This is a genomic window from Paenibacillus apii (genome assembly GCF_011043685.1).
Classification (GTDB): domain Bacteria; phylum Bacillota; class Bacilli; order Paenibacillales; family Paenibacillaceae; genus Paenibacillus_AQ; species Paenibacillus_AQ sabinae.
Genome location: NZ_JAAKGU010000002.1, coordinates 116908 through 138687 on the forward strand (window position 1 = coordinate 116908; position 21780 = coordinate 138687).

Here is a 21780-nt window from a genome sequence, read left to right on the forward strand (position 1 = left end):
GCTCCGCAATTGCCGCGTGACTTCATCCAAGGGAATGAGAATTCTCTTCTGCTGGCTCATCGCTTTTCCTCTCCTCTTTAGCCTATTCAAGAATTTTAACTGGTAAGGGATGAACTGTCACGAAATATGGTGAGAAGGACAACGGCCATGCCTACGGGCACTCAAATTTCATTGTTGGCGGAGATAGCCGACAGCTAGATTAGCCTTGACCTAGAGTGCACTCGAGGTATTATACTGGAATAATCTCGAATCAAGAAAGGGTGGTCTAATATGTTAAACGTTGTAGGAAAAGTCGTTATTTTAACGGGAGCATCCAGTGGAATTGGTGAAGCTACGGCGAAGGTGCTTGCAAATAGCGGAGCCAAGGTGGTGCTGGCGGCAAGACGCGAGGATCGGTTGCGCGAGCTGAAGTCTGTCATCGTGCAAGAAGGCGGCATTGCCGAATATAAAGTGACGGATGTGGCTTCCCATGCAGAGGTAGAGGAGCTTGCGCGTTACACGATTGAGACGTTTGGGCGGATTGATGTCCTGATTAACAATGCGGGCATTATGCCGCTTTCTTTTTTGCATGAAAAAAAGGTCTCCGAATGGGACCAAATGATCGACGTGAACATAAAAGGCGTACTTTACGGGATCGGCGCGGTTCTTCCCTATATGAGGGAACAAAAGAAGGGGCACATCATTGATGTTTCTTCTGTCACAGGGCACATCGTCCGAAAGACGTGGGCGGTTTATTCCGGCACCAAGTTTGCCGTTCGGGCGATTACGGAGGCTGTGCGGCAAGAGGAAGCGGAGAACAACATCCGTACCACGATCATTTGCCCCGGAGGTGTGGCAACGGAGCTGTCCAATACCATTACCAATCCGGATATTAAAAAGAGCATCGAGGATTCGTGGGATGTTGCATTGTCTCCGGAGGCCATTGCCCACTCGATTTTATATGCGATCTCTCAACCGGAAAATGTGGCGGTTAACGAAATCATTGTAAGGCCGACTAAACAGGAGCTATAGAGTATGCCGGCTTCGTCCTGCATAGGCTCTGATGCTGCCTGCTTTCAGCAGTTTAACGTTTCTTGATAACAGCTGCTTGTCGCTGACGATCCAGGTATGGTCTTTGGAGTTTCTTCTGCGCATCGCAATGAAATGGCGGGGGCTTCCCGAATAAATCCTGAAGCCTTTGGCCAGGCAGGCGGAACAGAATTTTACGCATTCGCCCCGGTTGGTATTCGGGAATTTAATGCGGCTGAACACATGCCGTCTGACGAGAAGGGTCGCGCCTTGAACCTGGGAAACATACTGATTGGCCTTGTCATAGTAGCGAAGCAGGAGCATTTTTCTGCCGCTTAAGTGCATATAATGAGCCCGTTTTCCTACGATATCGGCGTTTGTTCTGAACAGGGTTCTCACACTTTCCGTTAAATAGCCCGGAGCATAGTAATCGTCGTCATCGAATTTGGCAATCAGGTTGTACCGCGATAACCGAACGCCGTAATTCAGGCAGCTTCCAAGCGATACATGCTCCGGAAGGCGGTATATCCTTACGTTCTTGAATCGTTTTGCAGCCTGGATATACTCGTTCATCTTTAAATGGTCATGATTTAAAATAACAATAAGCTCTTTGTGCCGATAATTCTGTCTGCGGTAGTTATGAAAAAGAGTGTCCATACACTGCCCCCGCTTGGTGCAAGTGATGATCGAAACCCCATGCTTATTGCGGGAAATGCCGGAGTCCGCCACTATACAACACCCTTTGGCTTTCTTCGTACAAAGCTTTTGTAATTTTTGACGCCGGGGATTTTCCGGTGGTGGGCGATCAATTCCTTGTCGCTGATAATCCACGTATGGTTCGATGAATTTTTCCGCCGAATGGCCACGAAATTATTTTTTTCAGCAGAATACACCTTGTACCCCTTCTTCTTGCTTCTTACGCAGAACAGGTCATCTTCTCCCACGCTTCGATCAGGAAACCGGACTTTGTTTAACACCTCCCGTTTAATGACGAGCGTCGCGCCCGGCAGCTTGGTGACAGGCCGGTTCTCATCCTCAGCAAAACGAAGGATAAGCGTCTTCGATCCGCGCAAATACATATAATGGGCACGCTTTCCGATAATATCGGCTTTCGTTCTCTGAAAGGCCCGGAGGCTTTCGGTCAAATAATAGGGAGCATAGTAATCATCGTCGTCGAACTTGGCAATATAGCTGTATTTCGTCTTCCGGACAGCATAGTTTAAACAAGCCCCGAGCGAGATTTGACCCGGAACGCGGAAGACGCGTATATTTTTATGTTTTTTCGCAATACGCTGATAGGGTTCAAGAGGGATTTGGCTGCTGTTGACAATAATGATCAGTTCTTTCTTGGAAAACGACTGCCTTCTGAAATTGCTTAACAGGTTTCCCAGATAGCCTTGGCGATTGGTGCAGGTAATAATGGAAACTCCCTGCGGTTTGACGGATTTTTTCGGGCTGGCTCCCATTATATCGCTCCCCTTATTCTCGTAAGAATCAAATACTAGTTCACTCTACAATATGTGAATGGAAAGCAAGGGTAACGGCATATCTACTAGGTTTTCTTTCCATTCGATATGGAGATACTTAGAGCTTAAGGAGGGAGCATACAGATGGAAGCGTATATAGGAATTATCATTCGCACCTTTTCCGCGATTCTGCTGCTATTATTGGTAGCCCAATTGCTCGGGAAACAGACGATTTCGAACATGACGCTGCGTGATTTTGTGACCGGCATTACCATTGGGACCATCGCGGCCAACCTGGCGTTCAATGAAACCCAGAAATGGACCCATCTGCTGCTGTCGCTTATTGTCATTACCGTTACATCCATTGTATTATCGATCATCGCCCTGAAGAGCCGCAAAATGAGAAGGTTAATATCGGGTTCTCCCTCTATATTGATTGAAGGCGGGAGGATCTTGGAAGATAACATGAGAAAATTAAGATATTCTATGGATTCTTTGGATCAAGCCTTGAGGGGAAAAGGGATTTTTAACGTCGAGGAAGTGGAATATGCGGTTCTCGAAGATAATGGAACGGTGTCGGTATTAAAAAAGGACGAGCATCAATATGTAACCAAGAAGGATATGAAGCTTCGTTCACACAAGCAGGCTTTTCCGGTGGAATTGATCATGGACGGAATAGTTATCGAAGAGAATTTGAAGAATAACGGGCTGACCCGAGAATGGCTGGATTCCGAATTGAGACGCAGGGGAAAGCAGATCTCCGACGTGTTCTACGGGGTTCGGGGAACCCAGCACCAGCTCGTCTTTGATTACTACAAGGATGGCATTACGAAACCGATTGATAAAGAATGAATATAAGAGGATTGCTAAAAATTTTAATTGAAAACAGAACATTCGTTTGGTATGATGGTGAAAAATACCTTGCTAATCAGGCCCCAGCTAAATTGATTTGTGTATTTGAAAGCGTTTCAATGAAAATTAATGGAGGGGAAACAATGAACGAACAACCGCAAGGTCAGGAAGTTTCGAGGCCCAGCAGCCCAATCAAGAGCAAGATCGGAAGTGTGTTTGTGCCGGTTAAGGATATCGAAAGGGCCCGGAGCTGGTACTGCAAGGTACTTGGTCTGAATGAAGCGGACTGTGAAATCCTCTTTGGCCACTTATGCCCGCTGCCGATGGAAGGAACGGGTATCCTGCTGGATATGATGCCAATGTGGGGAGGGGACAAACCGGGCGGACCTCCGTCCATTGAGACCCCCGCCTTTATGCTGATGACGGGCAATCTGCAAGGTTCCTTTGACTATTTGAAAGAGCTTGGTGCGGAGTTTGTGACCGAAATCGAGAACAACCATTGGTTCGTCGTGAAAGACCCGGACGGCAACAAATTGATGATTTGCGGGGAGAGAGAATAGGCGGGGTCCCTTTCGTGCAAGCATTTGAACCTCCGCCCAGCAGGGATTCATACGTTTATTGCCCGCAGGCGCTTTATATCTTGTATAGGTGAAAAACCAAACATTCGGGAATATTCACGGCTGAATTGCGACGGACTTTCATAGCCTACCCGGAATGCGACATCCGCGGCATCTGTTGACTCGGATAATAACAGACGCCGTGCTTCCTGCAGCCTCAGTTGTTTTTGAAACTGAATCGGGCTCATAGCGGTTACCTCTTTAAAGTGTCTATGAAGCGAAGAAACACTCATATTCGCTATTTCCGAAAGCTCCTCAATCCGAAAAGACGTATCATAGTTATTCATGATATGTTCGATAACGTCTCTGATTCGTTTGGTGCTGCTTCCTTCTATTGCAATTTGTTCCAGCGTAGCCCCATGCTGTTCTTGCAGAACCCTATAGAGAATTTCCTTCGTGATGAGAGGAGCAAGTACCGGGATATCCTTAGGATTGTCTAGCAAACGAGCTAACCTGATTACCGCATCCAACAAAGATAATTCCATCCGGCTGACAAACATACCTCGCTTAGCGTTTTCTTTCGGGTCAACTCGAACTTCAGAATCGCTTAAAATTTCTAAGATTTGACCCGGGGTAAACTCAAGTTTGAGAGACAAATACGGAACTTGGGAGGAGGCTTCCATGACTTGTCCGGTAACCGGCAAATCAACGGATGCAACAAGGTAATCGGTAGGACCGTAAATAAAGCGCTCTTGTCCCAGCAATACCTCCTTCACACCCTGAACGACAATGCAAAAGGAAGGATTGTAAACTGCAAAATTTGATCCAGTAACTTTAGATCGACGAGTGAAAAATAAAGACGGAATAGCAGTCGTGTGAACACCGTCCCGGCCTGAATAACGCTCAATGAGTTTGGCAAGCTCATCCTGCTGTTTATATATTCGTTCAGACATAAGATCCTCCTCGTTCCTCCATCCTTGATAGTTCCATCATAATTCATATTCGTACGCAACGTAAATGATTGTGAGAGGATTAGGCAATCATTTGAGCAGAATGGGATAACGGTCGCCTTTACATTTGTTGCATAATAAGGATGCCGAAGCTGATCCATAACTTTATTATGATCAATTTAGGTTAGGGGTCAGTATGCCAAGTGAAAGGGGATGATTAATATGGGTACACAAGGAAAATATACAGTTATTACCGGAGCAAGCGCTGGTATTGGTTACGCGACAGCTAAGGCTTTCGCAAAACGTAAGAAAAATATCATACTTGTTGCTCGCCGTGAACACAATCTGAACGAACTGAAAAGAGAAATTTTGCAGGAAGTTCCTGAGCTGGACATTGTGATAAAAGCAGTGGATGTATCCGTCAGTCAAAACGTCCATCAACTTTATCGAGAGTTAAATTCGTACGAAATCGAAACATGGATTAATAATGCAGGTTTCGGTAACTATGACAGTGTGTCCGGTCAAGACTTGGACAAGATTGAAACCATGCTGCGCCTAAACGTGGAAGCCCTAACTATCTTTTCGTCCTTGTATGTACGTGATTATAAAGACGTGGATGGTGCACAATTAATCAATATATCTTCAGCTGGCGGATACACAATCGTGCCAACGGCCGTTACCTACTGTGCTACCAAGTTTTATGTCAGTGCATTTACCGAGGGATTGGCCCATGAACTGAAAGCCGCCAATGCAAAATTACAAGCTAAAGTATTGGCACCAGCGGCTACCAAAACCGAATTTGGACAAGTGGCCAACAATACGAGCGAGTATGACTATGACAACGTGTTTAGTAAATACCATACAAGCGATGAAATGGCCAATTTTCTCTTGCAGCTTTATGATAGCAACATGACTGTTGGTAGAGTTGACAGAGAAGACTTTGAATTCAAACTTAGTGAACCACTTTTTGATTATGCAGGCAATTCCAAGAATAACCAAAGAGTCCAACTGAAATCTATTCCTCTTTCTATCAGCGATGAAAATAACATCCGATAATAAAAGACCCCTTCATCTACAATTAAGTAGTGGGGGGTCTTTGCATGGAATCCGTTTATAATTTTGTGGCCTTAGATACGCCTCTAAAATGATGTTTTTAAATGACGGACCAGAGCCTCTGCGCTTTCCCGAAGCTGCTCATTGCTTAGCACCCGTACGCCTTGGGCGGCAAAGGTGGGCAGGAAGCGCATTCCCGTCAGGTTCGCCATAGCCTGGAACGGTTTGGTCAGCTCGCTCAAGCTGTAATGATTGTACCCTCCCGCTTGATAGGCGGTTTCCGCTCCCCCTGTCGAAATCGCCAGACCAAACTCTTTTCCATGCAATTTCGTTCCTTGCGATCCGTAAGCCCAGCCGTAAGTGAGCACCACATCCTGCCATTCCTTCAGCAAGGAGGGACTGCTGTACCAGTAAAGCGGGAATTGAAACACAATCCGGTCATGCTCCAGCAGCAATTGCTGCTCGCGCTCCACGTTGATTTGTTTGTCCGGGTATGCCGCATATAGATCATGGACCGTGATGCCCTCTTCCTGGTGCAGCCGGTCCGCCCACAATTTGTTGACCACAGAATTCGCCATATTCGGATGCGCCACAATCACTAAAGTTTTCATGCCCATTTCTCCTTTGAAGTTTTTATTTGTATATGCAAATGAAAGGGTAAAAAAATTTACAGTTCGTCCTCCAGCTTATTGCTTGCTTCATGCAGCATTTTGCTTAAATCCAGGCTGAATTCACGTCCTAGAATTTGAGAGTAGCCTTCAAATAAGTCTTTTAAAGAGCTTCGAAACTTAAGGTACACGTTCTCTCCCTCTTCGGTTAAAGAGATGAAGGTCTGTTTGCCGTCTATTTTTCTGGTTACCAGCTTTAAGCCTTCGAGCTTGTCAATAAACCTCGTACTCGTGGAAGGAGCGATCGACAGCTTGCGGCACAGCTCTTTCTGCGTGATTCCCGGATGAAATTTGACGATCATGATCATGTAAAAATAAGAAGGAGCCAGATTACCGAAATCAAACGTGCGTTCCGCCAATTTAGTGATGTTCCGGGCAAAACGGCTGGCTGTGAAATATAGACAATGCATTAATACTTGTTCTTCTTCATTCACATGCTTCAGCCCCTTTTTTCATTTGCATATACAAATTAACACGAATACAAGTAACAGTCAACGATTGCCGGAGTTCAATGCCGTTGATTCTCATATTCTTCTTGACTTAAAGTTAACTCTAACTGCTACTCTGAAAAAGGGGGGAGAAATACTATGTATAAAATAAGCGATGTTTCGCAGTTAACGGGGCTGTCTACGCACACCCTTCGCTATTATGAAGAAATAGGTCTGCTTCCTGCAGTTAATAAAAACTGTTCTGGTATCAGAGAATATAATGACGAAGATGTTGCCTTTATCGAATTTGTTAAGGATTTAAAGGAAATGGGGCTATCGTTAGAAGAGATTATCCATTTTGGAAAAGAAGGGTGTGTGGATGAAAACAGCGCATTAACTGTGAATGATCAACTATTTAGCGTATTAACGAAACGTTTGGCTGGCTGTTGCTGGTTTTGTGCTGCTGCTAGTTTCTATTACAACGTTAATCGGAAATTTTTTCGGCGGGAGACTATTTGACCGGATAGGCGGCTATAAAACGGTTCTACTCGGACTGTGCATCTCGATTATTTCACTAACTGGTTTAGTCATTAATCATGACTGGCCGCTTTACGCCGTATTTTTAGTGATCACGGGTTTGGGTACAGGTATTATTTTTACATCCGTTAATTCGCTTGCGACCAGTCTATCAGACTATGATCATCGTTATGTATTTAATTCCATTTACTTAGGGCTGAATATCGGGGTAGCTGCCGGAACATCCATTGCCGGTTTCATTGCGGATTTCAATATTTCTCTTATATTTATAGCGAACCTGCTATTATACATCACCTTTTTAATGATCGTTTTATTGTTTTACAAAGATATGGGAGCCATTTCTCCACAAAGTGATTCTAAAGAGTTAAATGAGGCAGGCGATCGTAGTAAGGGTAAACGGTTAATCCATGTATTTGTCATCTGCTTTGTTTACTTCGTGGTCTGGATAGGTTATGTCCAATGGCAAAGTACGATTTCGGCTTATTTACCAAAAGTTAATATTTCAATTAAACAGTACAGCTTTTTGTGGACGATCAATGCATTGCTAATTATTTTAGGCCAGCCGATGATTTCATTAATTATTAAGAAAGTGGCTCACACTAATAAAATACAGATTTATATGGGCGTTACGCTGTTTATTTTTTCCTTCATTGTCCTCATATTTAGTCAGCAGTATATCGGGTTCATGGCTGCCATTGTCTTGCTTACCTTGGGAGAAATGTTTGTGTTTCCTGCTATACCCGCAATGATTAATGCGATTTCACCATCCCATGCAAAAGGCTCCTATCAAAGTTTTGTAAATATGTCGTCTACTTTAGGCAGGGCGCTCGGACCCATGCTTGGCGGAGTAATGGTTGAACAATTATCCTACGTGTACCTCTATTTAGCGGCGATTATTCTTATGGTTATATCCGTTTTCATTTTTCACTATAACTTAAAACGCAGTAGTAACGAAGTAATGAGGGTATAGGGAAATAGATCTGCTTCAAGATTGTTTGAAGCAGTTTTTTTGTGTTCAGAGACCGATTCAATTGAAAGCAGTTTGTAAAATTTCTGTAAAGGCTCTAGTTAAGCTTTGGCATATCGCATAAAATATAATCGATTTTTGATATGGGAAAGGAGTATTCCGACTATGGAAACAAATCGGCAGGAGGCGCCGAAAGGGGCTGGGCAGGGCAGAGCCTCGGCACTTCTGGAAGTGCTGAAGGTTTCAACCAGGCTTGGATTCACATCATTCGGGGGCCCGATCGCCCATCTGGGCTACTTTCATCATGAGTACATCCGCCGCCGCAAATGGATGGATGAGCACAGCTACGCCGATCTTGTCGCGCTGTGCCAGTTCCTCCCCGGTCCAGCCAGCAGCCAGGTCGGAATCGGCATCGGCGTAGTAAGAGCCGGGCTGCTTGGAGGTCTGGTCGCGTGGCTCGGTTTCACCTTGCCGTCTGTCATTGCGTTAGTAGCGTTTGCCTTCTTGCTTCAAGGTTACGATATCGCGGGCGCCGGGTGGATTCACGGGCTGAAGATCGTGGCGGTCGCAATTGTTGCCCAAGCCATTCTCGGGATGGGGCAGAAGCTTACGCCCGACCGGGGGAGAGTGACCATCGCCGCCGCTGCCGCAGCGGCCTCGCTATCCTGGCATACCGCCTACAGCCAAGTGCTGATCATTGCTGCCGCGGGGGCTGCCGGCTTGTGGCTGTATCGCAAGAATGCCGCGCCGGGAGGGGCGGACCTTCAGATTGGGATCAGCCGAACCGTTGCCGTCTGCTGTCTGGCTTTATTTGTTGGCCTACTTGTAGCGCTACCGTTTCTCAGAACGCCGGGGAAAATGGACTGGCTCGCGATGTTTGACAGCTTTTACCGTTCCGGTTCACTGGTGTTCGGCGGAGGTCATGTCGTGCTCCCGCTGCTGGAACGGGAAGTCGTTCCGGCCGGATGGGTCAGCCCGGAAGATTTCCTGGCCGGTTACGGGGCAGCTCAGGCGGTGCCGGGTCCGCTGTTTACCTTTGCGGCTTATCTTGGGGCTATGGCCGGAGGGATTACTGGCGCGGCGGTCGCCACGCTCGGCATATTCCTGCCCGCCTTTCTTCTCGTTATCGGTGCGCTCCCGTTCTGGAACGGGATCCGAAAGAGTCCGAATATCCAGGGAGCATTGACGGGAATCAACGCGGCTGTGGTCGGCATTTTGCTGGCCGCTCTATACGATCCGCTGTGGACTACCGCTATCCTGGAACCGATGGATTTTGCCCTGGCTGTTATTTTGTTTATCATGCTGGTCTTCTGGAAGCTTCCGCCCTGGACGGTTGTGCTGACCGGCGCGGCAGGAGGTATACTGCTGGGATTGATGTAACACCCGTTTTTATTTCCTCTCCTTGTGCATACTAGAGGTTGGAATTGGTATGCGAGCGAGAGGAGAGTGGAAGTTTTGAAAAGGTTCGTATATTTCAGTATGCTTTGTTTCCTCCTGATGATTCCGGCACAAATGACAGGGGCGGCAGAACGTGCGTTCCAAGCCGGGCCAGTGAACCCGTCGCTCCTGGATTCGCTTCGTCAAGGCGGATATATTCTGTATGTCAGGCATGGCGAAGCAACCGCAGGAGAAGACCGGCCCAATCTTGACCTGAGGGATTGTTCCACGCAGAGAAATCTTTCAGGAGAAGGCAGAAGACAAGCGGAGGCTTTCGGAGAGGCGATTCGCAGACTGCACATCCCTGTTCAATCTCCGGTTCTGGCAGGACCGTTATGCCGTACAAGGGAAACGGCGGAGCTGGCTTTTGGCGAAGAAAATGTGCAAATCGACCCATTCTGGATCAGAATTTATCGCTTAAGCGGTGACGTCACCCCTTCCGAGCGGGAAGCGGCATTGGCTGCCCTGACTTCGATACTTGAGAAAACGCCGTCTCCAGGCACGAATCAGGTCATCGTTGCTCACAGTTTCCCTAAAGGGGTGGGACTAGGTGGAATCCCCAACTTGGGTACCGTTGTGGTGAAACCGAGAGGGCAGGGGCAGGGCTACGAAGTTGCAGGCCGGATTTCGTTAGCCGAGCTGCCAAATGCGCGATGAGAAAGTCAAACATATAAACCTGAGGAATCTTAAAGTAATCGCTTTCCTGATAAGGTATAATGAGAGCGGATTTAGCTTGTTATATCTTAGGTACAAGGCGGGTGACTGTGCTTGAAAATTCAATTAAACGAGCAGCTTTCCATTTCCAAACTGGTCATTGGATGCATGAGAATGAATGACTGGAATTTAAGTGCCGAGCAGGTAGTCGAGTTTATCGAGTGGTGTATTGAACGGGGAATTACCACGTTTGACCATGCCGATATTTACGGTGGCGATCATCGAAACGAAGCGCTGTTCGGAGAAGCCCTTCAGCTGAAGCCATCGCTGCGGGAGAAAATTGAAATCGTGACCAAATGCGCAATCAGTGTGCCGAACGCCCGGAACCCGCATATCAAGACTCGTTATTTCAACACGGATAAAGAATATATTCTGACGCAGGTCAACGACTCTCTGGACAAGCTTCAATGCGGTTATATCGACATCCTGCTCATCCATATGTTCGATCTGCTGATCGATCCGCGCGAGCTTAATGAAACGCTGCTTCAGCTTCAGAGCGAGGGAAAGGTCAAGTATTTCGGCTTGTCCAACCACAGTCCGCTTGAATTTGACACTTTGCAAAAATATTCGGACATTCCGTTTGTCACCAATCAGTTTATGCTGCATCCGCTGGGCATCCAGAATTACCAGAACGGGGCCATGACCCATTGCCTGAAAGAAGGAATATCACCGATGATTTGGTCGCCTCTGGCGGGCGGACGAATCTTTAAACCGACTAATGCGTTTGAGGAGAAGATGCATAACGTTCTCGAAACGATTCGGCAGGAGCTTGGGCTGGAGCATCTCGACGAGGTCGTCTACAAATGGATTTTCAAGCACTCCTCCAATCCGGCCATTGTCCTGGGCACCGGAAACAAGGAGCGGATTGAGCGGGCCATAAAGTCGGCAGAAGGCCCTGAGCTGACCAAAGAGCAATGGTACAAAGTCCTTGTGGAAGCAGGGTATACGCTGTGGTAAATGCCGGGTAATCGTTATAGAAGTGCTGCTCCCTCGGTAGAACTCTCTGCCGGGGCTCGGCCCTTTTTTGCGTTGCACCCTTTATTCAGACGCTCCCTATTTTACGAATAGCCGCAATGATCAACAGCAGAATGGGGATGATCACATACAGCGGGAAAAAGATATAGGGTATGGATATATTCCAGCCGATATAGATATGCTGGCTGTACGTTGACGCAATGATAAAGGACAGGGCCAGAATAATCGTGCCCCATGGTACAAGCAGAATGTGGTAAGATTCCAGTCTGAACAGCTGCGCGGTTCCGAGAACGGCACCGTACATAAAGGCCCCAAGCTTGAAGAACCCGCCCAGAACCATCATCAGGATTGCGAACGCATCCAGATTCATAATAAAATCCCCCAGATCAACCATTCCTATCGCGGTATATAGAGGGAATTCCGTTTCTTTCAGAACGAGCGGTCCGAATACGAAAGTTAATCCCATCATATTTAATGACAAAATAATGCCGGACGCGAGAATCCCGGCCATCCCGACTTTTCGGAAACGGTTGCGGAAATTCAGGTTTTTGGCAAACATCATGAACAGCAGCGTTTGGCCGAACGGAAACACAAGAAGGAAGGGAAATACCGCGTTCCAGATCGACCGCCCATTTTTCTCAAAGACGGGTTCTATATACTCGAAATGGTGAATTTCGGAAGTGAAGATGAGAATCCACCCCGTTACAAGGGCGATGAAGGCCACCGGAAACAGGATCTCCCCCAAACGTCCAAGCACTTCAATCCCGCCTCGCAGACAATAGACGACGCCGAGCATTAATCCGGCCATAATGACCAGAATGGGGGTTTCCCTCAAGATCGTCTGCACAATAAGCTCCCCGAAGTCCCGAAGCACCCGTGAAGACTCGTAAGCAAAATTCAAGATATAAATCAGCGACAGCGGATAGCCGATCCATTTTCCGACGACCTCCGGAATGATTTGGACGAGCGTCCGATTCGGATAATATTCGCAAAGCTTGGCGTATACCCGCATTAAGACAAGCCCCGCAACCATCGCGGCCAAGATGGCCAGCCACTCGTCCTGCTTGGCCCGCATGCCCAGTCCAAACAGTACCGTAGTCCCGATTTCAAACAGAATGATCATGGAGAACAGCTGCCACCCGCTGATTTTTTCCTGTGCCATGTCCTGTCCTTTCCCGTGAAAAATAATAAACCCAGTATTTGCAGTTCAGAGGAAAATAAACCTTGCAAGAAACGGTTATTTTAACGGCAAGTAGGAAAACTATGCAAAGTATGCTTGGAAAATGGAGGGGCAAATTATGCTGGACCGGGGAAAGATCAGTGCCAGGCAGGCCGGCTTTCTGATGTTTACGTTTCTGATGGGAAGCTCAGCGGTAATCATTCCGTCCAGTGCGGCTTCCTTTGCCAAACAGGACGGTTGGCTGACCGTTGTTATCGCCACCCTGATTGGGATAGCGGTTGTTCTACTATTTACGAAGCTGGGCCTTCTGTTTCCGGAGCGCAGCATTGTTGAGTACAGCGAAATCATACTGGGAAAATGGATTGGAAAAGCTGTCGGTCTGCTGTATGTGCTGTACCCGTGTTATACGGGGGCGCTTGTCACCGGTGTCTTTCGCGATTATGTCATAACCGTCGCGCTGCCGCAGGCACCCGCCATTATCGTAAGCGGATCCTTGCTGGCCGTAATCGCCTATGCCGTCCGGGGGGGAATTGAAGCTCTAGGCCGGGTCAATGAGCTGATTTTGCCCTTTCGCGAACTGATCGTGATGATTATCATTCTGATGCTGGTCACGGAATACAAATGGAATTATTTGCTGCCTTTTCTAGGGCAGGGAATACCTCCGGTTATTAAGGGCTCGGTGTCGGTGGCTTCGCTTCCATTTGGCGAGACGATCGTGTTCGCGATGCTGCTGCCCAATATCAGCAATATCCGGAAGGTCAAGAAATCTTATATCCTGGCGGTTATATTCGGCGGGAGCATGCTTACGATAAGCGTGCTGATCAGTCTTCTGGTGTTCGGTCCGTCCATCGTTGCCAGAATGAATTATCCGACCCATGAACTTATCAAGTACATCGAAAAGCTGGGCTTCCTGACGGACATGGATACTCTGGGCATGATGCTCTGGATTTCGTCGGGCTTTACGAAGATCGCGATCCTATATTATTGCGCCGCTGTCGGGTTGGCCCAGTGGTGCAGGCTTTCGGATTACCGCTTCGTCGTTAATCCCCTGGGAGTTTTGATCTTCATTTTCTCAATTGCCGCCTATGGAAATCTTGTTGAGGATGCTGTATTCGTTACCACGATCTGGCCGTTCTTCTCTCTGCCTTTTGTTATTCTGCTTCCGCTGCTCATGTTGATTGTTGCCAAAATCCGGAGACTGGACGGAAGAAAAGAAGAAGTACATCTAAAGAAAGGGTGAACGAGAAATGGGCCAAGGGACGCCGCCTAATCAAGAGCTTGTCAGCGGGAATATTGCACAGGACATAGCCCTTCTAAAGAAGATTTTTGACCGATCGTCTGACGTTATCTACCGGGAATTTCAATTAGGAGGCTCTCAGGACGCGGCCATTATTTTCCTGGATGGAATGGTGAATAGCCTCATTGTCGATTCCGATATTATGGAGCCCTTGCTCGAATTTGGCCGGCAAATGACACAGAACTTAACAACTTCGCTGACTGGAATTGAGAAGTTGCTCCAAAACAAGGTCCTCAGCGCATCGCAAGTAAGCACCGGCGGGCGGATTCAGGATACCATAGACCATATTCTGCGTGGAGATACGGTGCTGCTGATTGACGGCGTGGACAAGGCTCTCTTCATCAGCGCGAGGGGCTGGGGAATGCGGGCGGTTGAGGAGCCGGCTACCGAAGCCATCATCCGCGGGCCAAGGGAAGGATTTACGGAAGATCTGGTCACCAACATCACTCTCATACGCCGCAGATTGAGAACGCCGCAGTTGAAATTTGAAGGCATCCAGCTGGGGCGATTGTCAAAGACCGATGTCGCCATTACCTACGTGGAAGGGATTGCGGACGAAGCGCTCATCGAAGAAGTCCGGAAGCGATTGAACCGGATCGACATCGACGCCATTCTGGAGAGCGGTTATGTGGAGGAGCTGATCGAGGACAGCTCATTTTCAATCTTTCCCCAGATAAACTACACAGAGCGCCCCGACCGGATCGTGGCCAACCTGCTGGAAGGCAAAGTCGCGGTGTTGATTGACACCACTCCCTTTGCCCTGTTTCTTCCCGTTACCTTCTTTGAAATGATGCAGGCCAGCGAGGATTATTACCAAAGATATGTCGTCTCGACGCTCATTCGGCTGCTCCGTTATATGTTTCTGATCATTGCTCTGCTGCTGCCGTCGCTGTACATCGCTCTGCTGACGTTTCATCAGGAGATGCTGCCAACAGCTCTGCTGCTCAGCGCGGCCGCTTCCCGCGAAACGGTTCCCTTTCCGGCCATTGTCGAAGCGCTGCTGATGGAAATCTCATTCGAGGCGCTGCGTGAAGCAGGGGTACGCCTGCCCCGGCCGGTCGGACAAGCGGTCAGCATTGTCGGGGCGCTCGTTATCGGCGAAGCTTCCGTAAGCGCAGGGATTGTATCCGCGCCCATGGTCATTATCGTCTCCATCACGGGGATAGCCTCCTTCATTATTCCGAGCTACTCCCAGGCGATTACCATCCGGCTGCTGCGGTTTCCCATGATGATTCTGGCCGGGACACTCGGGCTGTATGGCGTGCTGCTCGGCTTATTGTTCATTCTGATCCATATGGCGCGCCTGCGTTCGTTCGGCATTCCTTATCTATCGCCGCTGGCTCCCTTTCATGCCAGTGATATGAAGGATACTCTTCTGCGCGTGCCTTGGTGGGGGATGACCAAGCGCTCGACCGAGACCGGCAAGAGCAATCCCCGACGCATGAAAGGATCACTACGGCCGCGTTCTCCAAGACGCGGCGGGTAGCCGTGCTTATGAAAGGAGGACGCCTGATGAGAAAGCTGGGGTTCATGCTGCTGATCCTTGCCATGCTGCTGATGAGCGGCTGCTGGGGCCGGGTTGAATTGAACGACCTGTCGATTGTGACTGCCTCCGCCATTGACAAGATGGAGGACGGAAAGTACCTGCTCACGCTGCAGATTGCCGTTCCGACGATGCTCGGACCGGCCAGCGGTTCGGGAAGCGGCGGTTCGGGGAGCGGGGATGGAAATAAAGCAACCGTGGTCGTGTCGGAGAAAGGGGTAACCATGCTGGATGCTTGCCGCAGGCTGCAGAAGAAGCTTCCCCGCCAATTGTTCTTCTCCCATAGCCGGATTATTATCATCGGGGAGGAGCTGGCGCGGGAGGGGGTTGCGCCCGTGCTTGATTTTTTTGTACGGTACCGGGAATCCCGGCTGCGCAGTTACATTCTATTCAGCGAAGGAAGAGCGGCGGATATTTTGAAGATCAACGCCAAATGGGAGAAGATTTCGGCCGAGGAAATCAGGGAAGAGGAGAAGCGTCATATCGCAATCAGAATCTACTTAAAAGACTTTTTTAATATGCTCCTTACGGACGGTTGCGAGCCGATCGCTGCCCAGGTGGGGCTAAGACAAAGCGAGGTTGAGAACAAAGATGGGTCTTCCGGAGGGGAGATGAACACGGTCATTTCCGGGGCAGCCGTATTCCGCAAAGATAAGCTGGTCGGCTGGCTGGATGATGCAGAGACGCGCGGAGCGCTGTGGCTGCGCAATGAGCTGAAGACCAGTATTGTCACAGTGGAGATTCCAAAGGATAAGGGAGGGGGGAATATCAGCGCCTTGGCGGTCCGGAAAGCGACGAAGATCAAACCAATTCTCCGGGGCGGCAAGCTCCGAATCCAGGCGGACATCTATATGGAAAACACGGTCTATGAGAATAACTCCCCATTGGATATGAGTGACCCTAAGGTGATTCAATATGTCGAACAGGAATTGGAGCTGGAAACGAAGAGAAGAATACAGTCCACAATCGAGAAGGCGCAAACAACGTTTAATTCCGACATCTTCGGGTTCGGCAACGCTGTATACCGGGCATATCCGAAAGCGTGGAATCGGCAGTATAAAGACAAATGGGATGATGTATTTCCCGAACTGCAAGTGGACGTCAACGCCCATGCGAAGGTGGTCCACACCGGTCTGACCAATAAGTCGATGATTACCGTGGAATAGGAGTGAGAGTAAGCATGAAGATTATGGCGATTATCCTGCTGTTTGTGATGCTGGCCGGCTGGGATATCCCCCAATTGATCAAAAAGAAGCAGCGCAAGGATCTGATCGTGTACGCCCTGCTTATTCTGACGGGCTTGATTCTAAGTATTTTGTCGGCCTTTCACGTCCATCTGCCCAATCCATCCAAAGGGCTGTCAACGGTTCTGGAGCCGCTCGGTTCGTTATTGAAGGCGGATTGAACCAAGGTTGGCAGCCAATGGATTTCCGGGTGATTCGGTCCTAAGCAAGAAGAACCTTAAGGCCTCAGATTAATGGGGCCTCAAGGTTCTTAAATCCATGGCATCGGACTGGATATCCGTACTACACTCGAACTTCTTTAACGTCTTTAACTTCTTCCTGGATACCGGTTTTCTTTTTCTGAATGCTTTGTTTGACGTAATAGCAAATATAGCATAAGGCAACGAATGGGATGGTATAGAATAATGCCGCTCTTTGCGCCGGGTCGAACACGATCAATACACAAGAGAGGAAGCACAGAAGGAATGCCGCAATAGGGACAATCGGATACAGCGGCGTTTTGAATTTTAAATCGTTCACAGCATTTCCCGCTTTGAGGTAAGCTCGGCGGAACATAAATTGGGAAGCGGCGATGCCCATCCACACAATCACCACGGCCAGACCCGAAATGGAAACCAGGATAATATAAACTTGTTGAGCGGGAATCACACTGGAGATCAGAGACAGTACACCGCCCAAGGCGGTAAGAATCAGAGCGGGCATAGGAACGCCCTTCTTATTTACTTTGCCAAAGACGCCCGAAATCATTTTTTCATTGGATAAGGACCAGAGCATACGGGTAGCGGCATATAGACCCGAATTTGCGCAGGAGAGAATAGCCGTTAGAACAACAAAATTCATAATCGTTCCGGCATAAGGAATTCCTATACTGTTGAAGACCAGAACAAAGGGGCTTTGATCAACTCCGGCTTCCTTCCAGGGGATTAAGGCCGAGATCACTGTAATACTGCCCATGAAAAAGATAATAAGCCGTATGAGGGTGGTATGAATGGTTTTGGGGATGACTTTTTCCGGATTTGCCGTTTCGCCGGAAGCGACACCAATCAGTTCTGTGCCCGAAAAGGCGAAGTTAACCGCGAGCATCGTCAAGAATACCGCGCCAAACCCCGTCGGGAAGAGCCCGTCTTTGACAAAATTAGTGAACAAGGGAGCTTCGCTGGTTCCGGACATCGGAATGATCCCGAATACGGCCAATCCCCCGATAAGAATAAACAAGATAATCGCGATGACTTTAATACTCGAGAACCAAAATTCCGTTTCTGCAAAAAAACGGACGGAAAAGGCATTGAGAGCAAAGAGCAGTACAACGAAGAATGCGCTCCATTCCCATACCGAGATAGATGGAAACCACCCTTCCATGATTAAACCGGCTGCCGTAAACTCTGAACCGAGCGCCACAGTCCACGTCAGCCAATACAGCCATGCCATTGTGAACCCCGTACCGGGACCAATAAACTTGGTGGCGTACGTATGAAAGGAGCCGGTCACCGGCATCTTAACCACCAGTTCACCCAAGCAGAGCATAACCAGATAAACGATGACGGAACCGATCAGGTAAGCGAGAAGTGTACCTACCGGTCCTGCTTGATTGATGGTATAGCCTGAGCTCAGAAAAAGCCCCGTTCCAATCACACCGCCAAGCGAAATCATAAACAAATGCCTGCTTTTCATCGTGCGTTTCAGTTGGTTTTCCGTTATATTCTTCGTCTCTGACATTCTATTGCCTCCTCTTTTAGCTTTGTCACAAAAATACAATACACTTAATATTGTATATTGTATTTTTAAAAAATATAGCACTTTTCTTTTGATTGCACAATAAGTTTGTCAGAATATCTAACAAAAAAACCTCTATATCGTGCTGGAAAATCTGTTGGAGCATGATTATTCCGAAGAAAAATGCTGTAAAACCTAGTGTTTTATTAGATTGTGCGAGTTGCACGTTACCTTTCGTAACATGTATATTCAGTACCTTTTTGAAAAGAGGTTTACAAATCGTTTGTCATGATGGTAGGATTAAAAAAAATACAATATACAATATACAATACTACTTATAGATGCCTGGAGGCGACTTGTAATGAACCGAAACATGAATACTCTGCTAACCCGATTGGGAAATCACAACCCCAGCTCCTTATCCGTTCCGGAGACGATTCCGCTTACTTTAAGTTCGGTATTTGCCTTTGAGGACGTAGATAGTCTGAATCAGGTATATGAAGGCGAAGCGGAGGGTTTTATTTATTCGAGGATGACCAATCCCGTTCATGAAGCGCTAAAAGAAGTCATGCGCACCATCGACGGCGGAGAAGACGCGCTCGTGTTCTCTTCGGGAATGGCCGCCATTACTTCAACTCTAATTACGCATCTTGAAGCAGGCGACCATGTCTTGGCTTCTCATGCTTTATATGGAGAGACCTATGAGTTCCTCAAATATCAATTGAGCAAATTTCACATTGATGTGACCTTTGCCGATTTTGGAGACGAGAATATTGACCGTTATTTTACTCCAAAGACCCGGCTCGTTTACACGGAGACGATCTCCAATCCGTTAATGACCGTGAATGATCTTCGTAAGCTGGCGGAAGCCGCTCATGGTCACGGAGCCAAAATGGTGGTGGACAATACGTTCGCTACGCCTGTTGTCTGTCAGCCTCTGGCCCATGGAGCGGACATTGTGATCTACAGCGCAACCAAATATTTGTGCGGTCATGGAGATGTGACAGGGGGCATCGTCGTATCTGACCAAGAGACCATTCGGGCCATAGACAAAGTGGGTACGCTTTACGGAGGCTGCATGAGTCCGTTCGATGCCTGGATTCTGATTCGGAGCTTAAAAACATTGGAGCTGCGCATGAAAGAGCATTCCCGCAATGCGCTCAAACTGGCCGCCTACTTTAATTGCCATCCCAAAATTAACAAGGTTTTCTATCCGGGGCTGGATTCTTCTCCTTGCTACGACCGGGCGAGCTCGCTATTTAACAATCAGTTGTTTGGCGGCATGTTAACCATTGATTTAAAGGGAGCAGAGGACAGCTACCGCACCTTTATTGACAACCTGGACGGAATTAAATTTGTCCCGAGTCTGGCAGGTGTCAAAACCTCCGTCTGCTCACCGGCTATAACCTCCCACCGCAACTTAAATGACAAAGAACTGGAAGAAGCGGGTATTGCCAAAAGCTTCATTCGAATTTCGACAGGACTTGAGCATATTGATGATTTGATCGCCGAATTTGACAGCGTCTTAAACCTGATCTAAAGAGGGGAGCATTCCAAATGAAAAAATATTGGGTAACTTTATTTCTCGTTACCGCGAATTTATTTTGGGGAGGGCACTACGTATTCGGAAAGTATGTGGTTGCCGAAATGGACCCGCTGCAAATTACATTTACCCGGTGGATCATCGCCGTCGTACTGCTGTTCCCGATTGCCCAGCTCATTGAGCGTCCGGATTGGAGAAAGGTGTGGAAGCAGTGGAGGTATCTTTTGCTCATGGCCGCGTTTGGAATTATAGGGTATAACTTTTTCCTGTATACGGCTCTGAAGTACACCTCTTCTTTGGAAGCCGCGATGATTAATTCTTTAAACCCTGCATTGATTGTGCTGTTCTCGGTCATTTTTTTGAAGGAAAAGCTGAATCTGGTCAACGTGGCGGGACTGTTTATCTCCCTGCTTGGCGTGCTGCTCATTTTAACCAAAGGAAACCTGCAGCAAATTTTTAGCATCGACTATAATCAAGGGGACCTGATCATGCTGTTTGTCATCCTGAATTGGACCATATATTCCATTTTGGGACGAAAAATGAAAGGGATTCCGCCTATTGCGGCAACAGCGGCGTCCGTATTGCTTGGCATCCTCCTGTTGATTCCGTTCATGCTGTACTATGGGATTCACCTTCCGCACGGTAAACCTGCCATCATCGGGATACTCTACATCGGTATTTTGCCGTCTGTGGGATCCTTTGTGTTCTGGAATATTTCCATTAGCAAGATCGGAGCAAGCCGTGCCGGCATCTATCTCAATTTAATTACCGTGTTTACGGCGATCATCAGCGCATTTCTGGGACAATCCATTCCGTTCATCCAGGTGGTTGGAGGGCTGCTCGTTTTTCTTGGCGTCTATTTATCCAATAAAAGAAGAGAAAGCAGAGAACTCAAAGTGCAAGCGGAGGCATTGGGCTGACGGAACAGAACCGGATACAGTTATGGCATCCCATATATTATATATTGTATAATGAGCATATAACCGTATGTTAGGGGGCTGGCTATGACCAAGAGATATCAATCCTTGAAAGATCATGTCTATGACCATATCGCAACCGAAATTCAAAACGGGACCCTGCTTCCGAACCATAAAATTAATGAAGTCGCGCTAAGCAAGAAACTGGAAGTCAGCCGTACCCCTGTCAGAGAAGCTTTGATCCAGCTTGCTTCGGATAATCTGCTTGAATATTTGCCCCGCAGGGGATTTATCGTGAAGGATCTGGACACCAAGAAGAAACTGGATGTATTCCAGATCGTCGGTGTGCTGGATGCTTTGGCGGCTACGCTCGCTTTAGAGCAAATGACGGAAGAGGATATCGAGCAAATGGAAGACTTCGCGAAGATTATTGACCTGTCCATTGCGGAGAAAAATTATCCCGACTATCAAAAGTACCAGAAGAAATTCCATAACGTCTACATTAACAAATGCAATAATGCTACATTGATCGACACTTTGGAAATGCTGCAAAACAGCTTCGTGAGACAGGTTTATTTAAGCGATGACACGGACCGTTTGTTCGCCGTATCGGCACAGCTCAATGAAGATCACAAAGAAATCATCAAGTGTTTTAAGAATAAAGACAAGCAGAAGCTGGAGCAGCTCATTAAGAAGCATTGGGAGATTGAACATAAGGACATGATATAGGG

At 47.8% G+C, this 21780-nt stretch carries 23 protein-coding genes; 16 read left to right on the plus strand and 7 right to left on the minus strand.

The genetic code is table 11. The features are described from left to right. Nucleotides 1-270 precede the first annotated feature (270 nt). Nucleotides 271-1011 carry an SDR family oxidoreductase gene (locus tag G5B47_RS06410; protein ID WP_165095810.1) on the plus strand — a complete coding sequence of 247 codons (741 nt, stop codon included), beginning with the start codon at nt 271-273 and terminating at the stop codon, nt 1009-1011. Here the strand turns inward: G5B47_RS06410 and G5B47_RS06415 are convergent. Both G5B47_RS06415 and G5B47_RS06420 read right to left on the minus strand, forming a co-directional pair. Beyond that, nucleotides 1006-1737, minus strand: coding sequence for a glycosyltransferase (locus G5B47_RS06415; RefSeq protein WP_165095813.1), 732 nt, complete (start codon nt 1735-1737; stop codon nt 1006-1008). The two genes, G5B47_RS06410 and G5B47_RS06415, sit on opposite strands and share 6 nt — an antisense overlap. Beyond that, nucleotides 1737-2474, minus strand: coding sequence for a glycosyltransferase (locus G5B47_RS06420; RefSeq protein WP_165095815.1), 738 nt, complete (start codon nt 2472-2474; stop codon nt 1737-1739). The genes G5B47_RS06415 and G5B47_RS06420 overlap by 1 nt, the downstream gene beginning before the upstream one ends. Before the next feature lie 144 nt (nt 2475-2618). On the opposite strand from G5B47_RS06420, the gene G5B47_RS06425 reads away from it, so the two are divergent. After that, a complete protein-coding gene (locus tag G5B47_RS06425) occupies nt 2619-3326 on the plus strand; it encodes a DUF421 domain-containing protein (protein WP_165095817.1) in 708 nt (235 codons plus the stop codon). 143 nt (nt 3327-3469) lie between these two features. Beyond that, a complete protein-coding gene (locus G5B47_RS06430) occupies nt 3470-3886 on the plus strand; it encodes a VOC family protein (protein ID WP_165095820.1) in 417 nt (138 codons plus the stop codon). A gap of 47 nt (nt 3887-3933) precedes the next feature. Here G5B47_RS06430 and G5B47_RS06435 read toward each other — a convergent pair whose 3' ends face one another. After that, complete coding sequence (locus G5B47_RS06435; protein WP_165095823.1) at nt 3934-4836, minus strand: AraC family transcriptional regulator; 903 nt, start codon at nt 4834-4836, stop codon at nt 3934-3936. A 219-nt stretch (nt 4837-5055) separates the two neighbouring features. Between G5B47_RS06435 and G5B47_RS06440 the strand changes: the two genes are divergently transcribed. Next, nucleotides 5056-5889 carry an SDR family NAD(P)-dependent oxidoreductase gene (locus G5B47_RS06440; RefSeq protein ID WP_165095826.1) on the plus strand — a complete coding sequence of 278 codons (834 nt, stop codon included), beginning with the start codon at nt 5056-5058 and terminating at the stop codon, nt 5887-5889. A gap of 83 nt (nt 5890-5972) precedes the next feature. Here the strand turns inward: G5B47_RS06440 and G5B47_RS06445 are convergent, their stop codons facing one another. After that, a complete protein-coding gene (locus G5B47_RS06445; RefSeq protein ID WP_165095829.1) occupies nt 5973-6497 on the minus strand; it encodes an NAD(P)H-dependent oxidoreductase in 525 nt (174 codons plus the stop codon). Between the two features lie 56 nt (nt 6498-6553). Further along, nucleotides 6554-6988 (minus strand): MarR family winged helix-turn-helix transcriptional regulator, encoded by a 435-nt coding sequence (locus G5B47_RS06450; RefSeq protein ID WP_328804471.1) that lies wholly within the window; start codon nt 6986-6988, stop codon nt 6554-6556. A 153-nt stretch (nt 6989-7141) separates the two neighbouring features. On the opposite strand from G5B47_RS06450, the gene G5B47_RS06455 reads away from it, so the two are divergent. From G5B47_RS06455 to G5B47_RS06475, 5 genes are all read left to right on the plus strand, one after another. Then, nucleotides 7142-7501 (plus strand): MerR family transcriptional regulator, encoded by a 360-nt coding sequence (locus G5B47_RS06455; protein ID WP_165095832.1) that lies wholly within the window; start codon nt 7142-7144, stop codon nt 7499-7501. Next, nucleotides 7440-8489, plus strand: coding sequence for an MFS transporter (locus tag G5B47_RS06460; protein WP_165095834.1), 1050 nt, complete (start codon nt 7440-7442; stop codon nt 8487-8489). Before G5B47_RS06455 ends, G5B47_RS06460 begins: the two co-directional genes overlap by 62 nt. A gap of 162 nt (nt 8490-8651) precedes the next feature. After that, on the plus strand, nt 8652-9866 hold the full coding sequence (locus G5B47_RS06465; protein ID WP_165095837.1) for a chromate transporter: 1215 nt from the start codon (nt 8652-8654) through the stop codon (nt 9864-9866). A gap of 75 nt (nt 9867-9941) precedes the next feature. Further along, on the plus strand, nt 9942-10580 hold the full coding sequence (locus G5B47_RS06470) for a histidine phosphatase family protein (RefSeq protein ID WP_235957107.1): 639 nt from the start codon (nt 9942-9944) through the stop codon (nt 10578-10580). A gap of 111 nt (nt 10581-10691) precedes the next feature. Further along, nucleotides 10692-11594 (plus strand): aldo/keto reductase, encoded by a 903-nt coding sequence (locus tag G5B47_RS06475; RefSeq protein WP_165095839.1) that lies wholly within the window; start codon nt 10692-10694, stop codon nt 11592-11594. Nucleotides 11595-11679: 85 nt separating this feature from the next. Here G5B47_RS06475 and G5B47_RS06480 read toward each other — a convergent pair whose 3' ends face one another. After that, nucleotides 11680-12774, minus strand: coding sequence for a GerAB/ArcD/ProY family transporter (locus G5B47_RS06480; protein ID WP_165095842.1), 1095 nt, complete (start codon nt 12772-12774; stop codon nt 11680-11682). A 136-nt stretch (nt 12775-12910) separates the two neighbouring features. Here G5B47_RS06480 and G5B47_RS06485 point away from each other — a divergent pair, with 136 nt between their 5' ends. The 4 genes from G5B47_RS06485 to G5B47_RS06500 are packed head-to-tail and all read left to right on the plus strand — an operon-like array spanning nt 12911 to nt 17037. After that, nucleotides 12911-14032: a GerAB/ArcD/ProY family transporter gene (locus tag G5B47_RS06485; RefSeq protein ID WP_165095844.1), complete on the plus strand. Its 1122-nt coding sequence runs from the start codon at nt 12911-12913 to the stop codon at nt 14030-14032. A 7-nt stretch (nt 14033-14039) separates the two neighbouring features. After that, entirely contained in the window at nt 14040-15575 is a 1536-nt protein-coding gene (locus tag G5B47_RS06490) for a spore germination protein (protein ID WP_165095846.1), read from the plus strand. Nucleotides 15576-15601: 26 nt separating this feature from the next. Further along, nucleotides 15602-16798 (plus strand): Ger(x)C family spore germination protein, encoded by a 1197-nt coding sequence (locus G5B47_RS06495; protein WP_165095848.1) that lies wholly within the window; start codon nt 15602-15604, stop codon nt 16796-16798. Nucleotides 16799-16812: 14 nt separating this feature from the next. Continuing rightward, a complete protein-coding gene (locus tag G5B47_RS06500) occupies nt 16813-17037 on the plus strand; it encodes a hypothetical protein (protein WP_165095850.1) in 225 nt (74 codons plus the stop codon). A 121-nt stretch (nt 17038-17158) separates the two neighbouring features. Here G5B47_RS06500 and G5B47_RS06505 read toward each other — a convergent pair whose 3' ends face one another. After that, nucleotides 17159-18592, minus strand: a complete 1434-nt coding sequence (locus G5B47_RS06505) for an amino acid permease (protein ID WP_165095852.1) — start codon at nt 18590-18592, stop codon at nt 17159-17161. Between the two features lie 358 nt (nt 18593-18950). Here G5B47_RS06505 and G5B47_RS06510 point away from each other — a divergent pair, with 358 nt between their 5' ends. The 3 genes from G5B47_RS06510 (at nt 18951) to G5B47_RS06520 (ending at nt 21778) form a co-directional block, all read left to right on the plus strand. Beyond that, a complete protein-coding gene (locus G5B47_RS06510; protein WP_165095855.1) occupies nt 18951-20129 on the plus strand; it encodes a trans-sulfuration enzyme family protein in 1179 nt (392 codons plus the stop codon). Nucleotides 20130-20146: 17 nt separating this feature from the next. After that, nucleotides 20147-21052 carry a DMT family transporter gene (locus tag G5B47_RS06515; protein ID WP_165095858.1) on the plus strand — a complete coding sequence of 302 codons (906 nt, stop codon included), beginning with the start codon at nt 20147-20149 and terminating at the stop codon, nt 21050-21052. Nucleotides 21053-21136: 84 nt separating this feature from the next. Continuing rightward, entirely contained in the window at nt 21137-21778 is a 642-nt protein-coding gene (locus G5B47_RS06520) for a GntR family transcriptional regulator (RefSeq protein WP_165095861.1), read from the plus strand. Nucleotides 21779-21780: the final 2 nt, after the last annotated feature.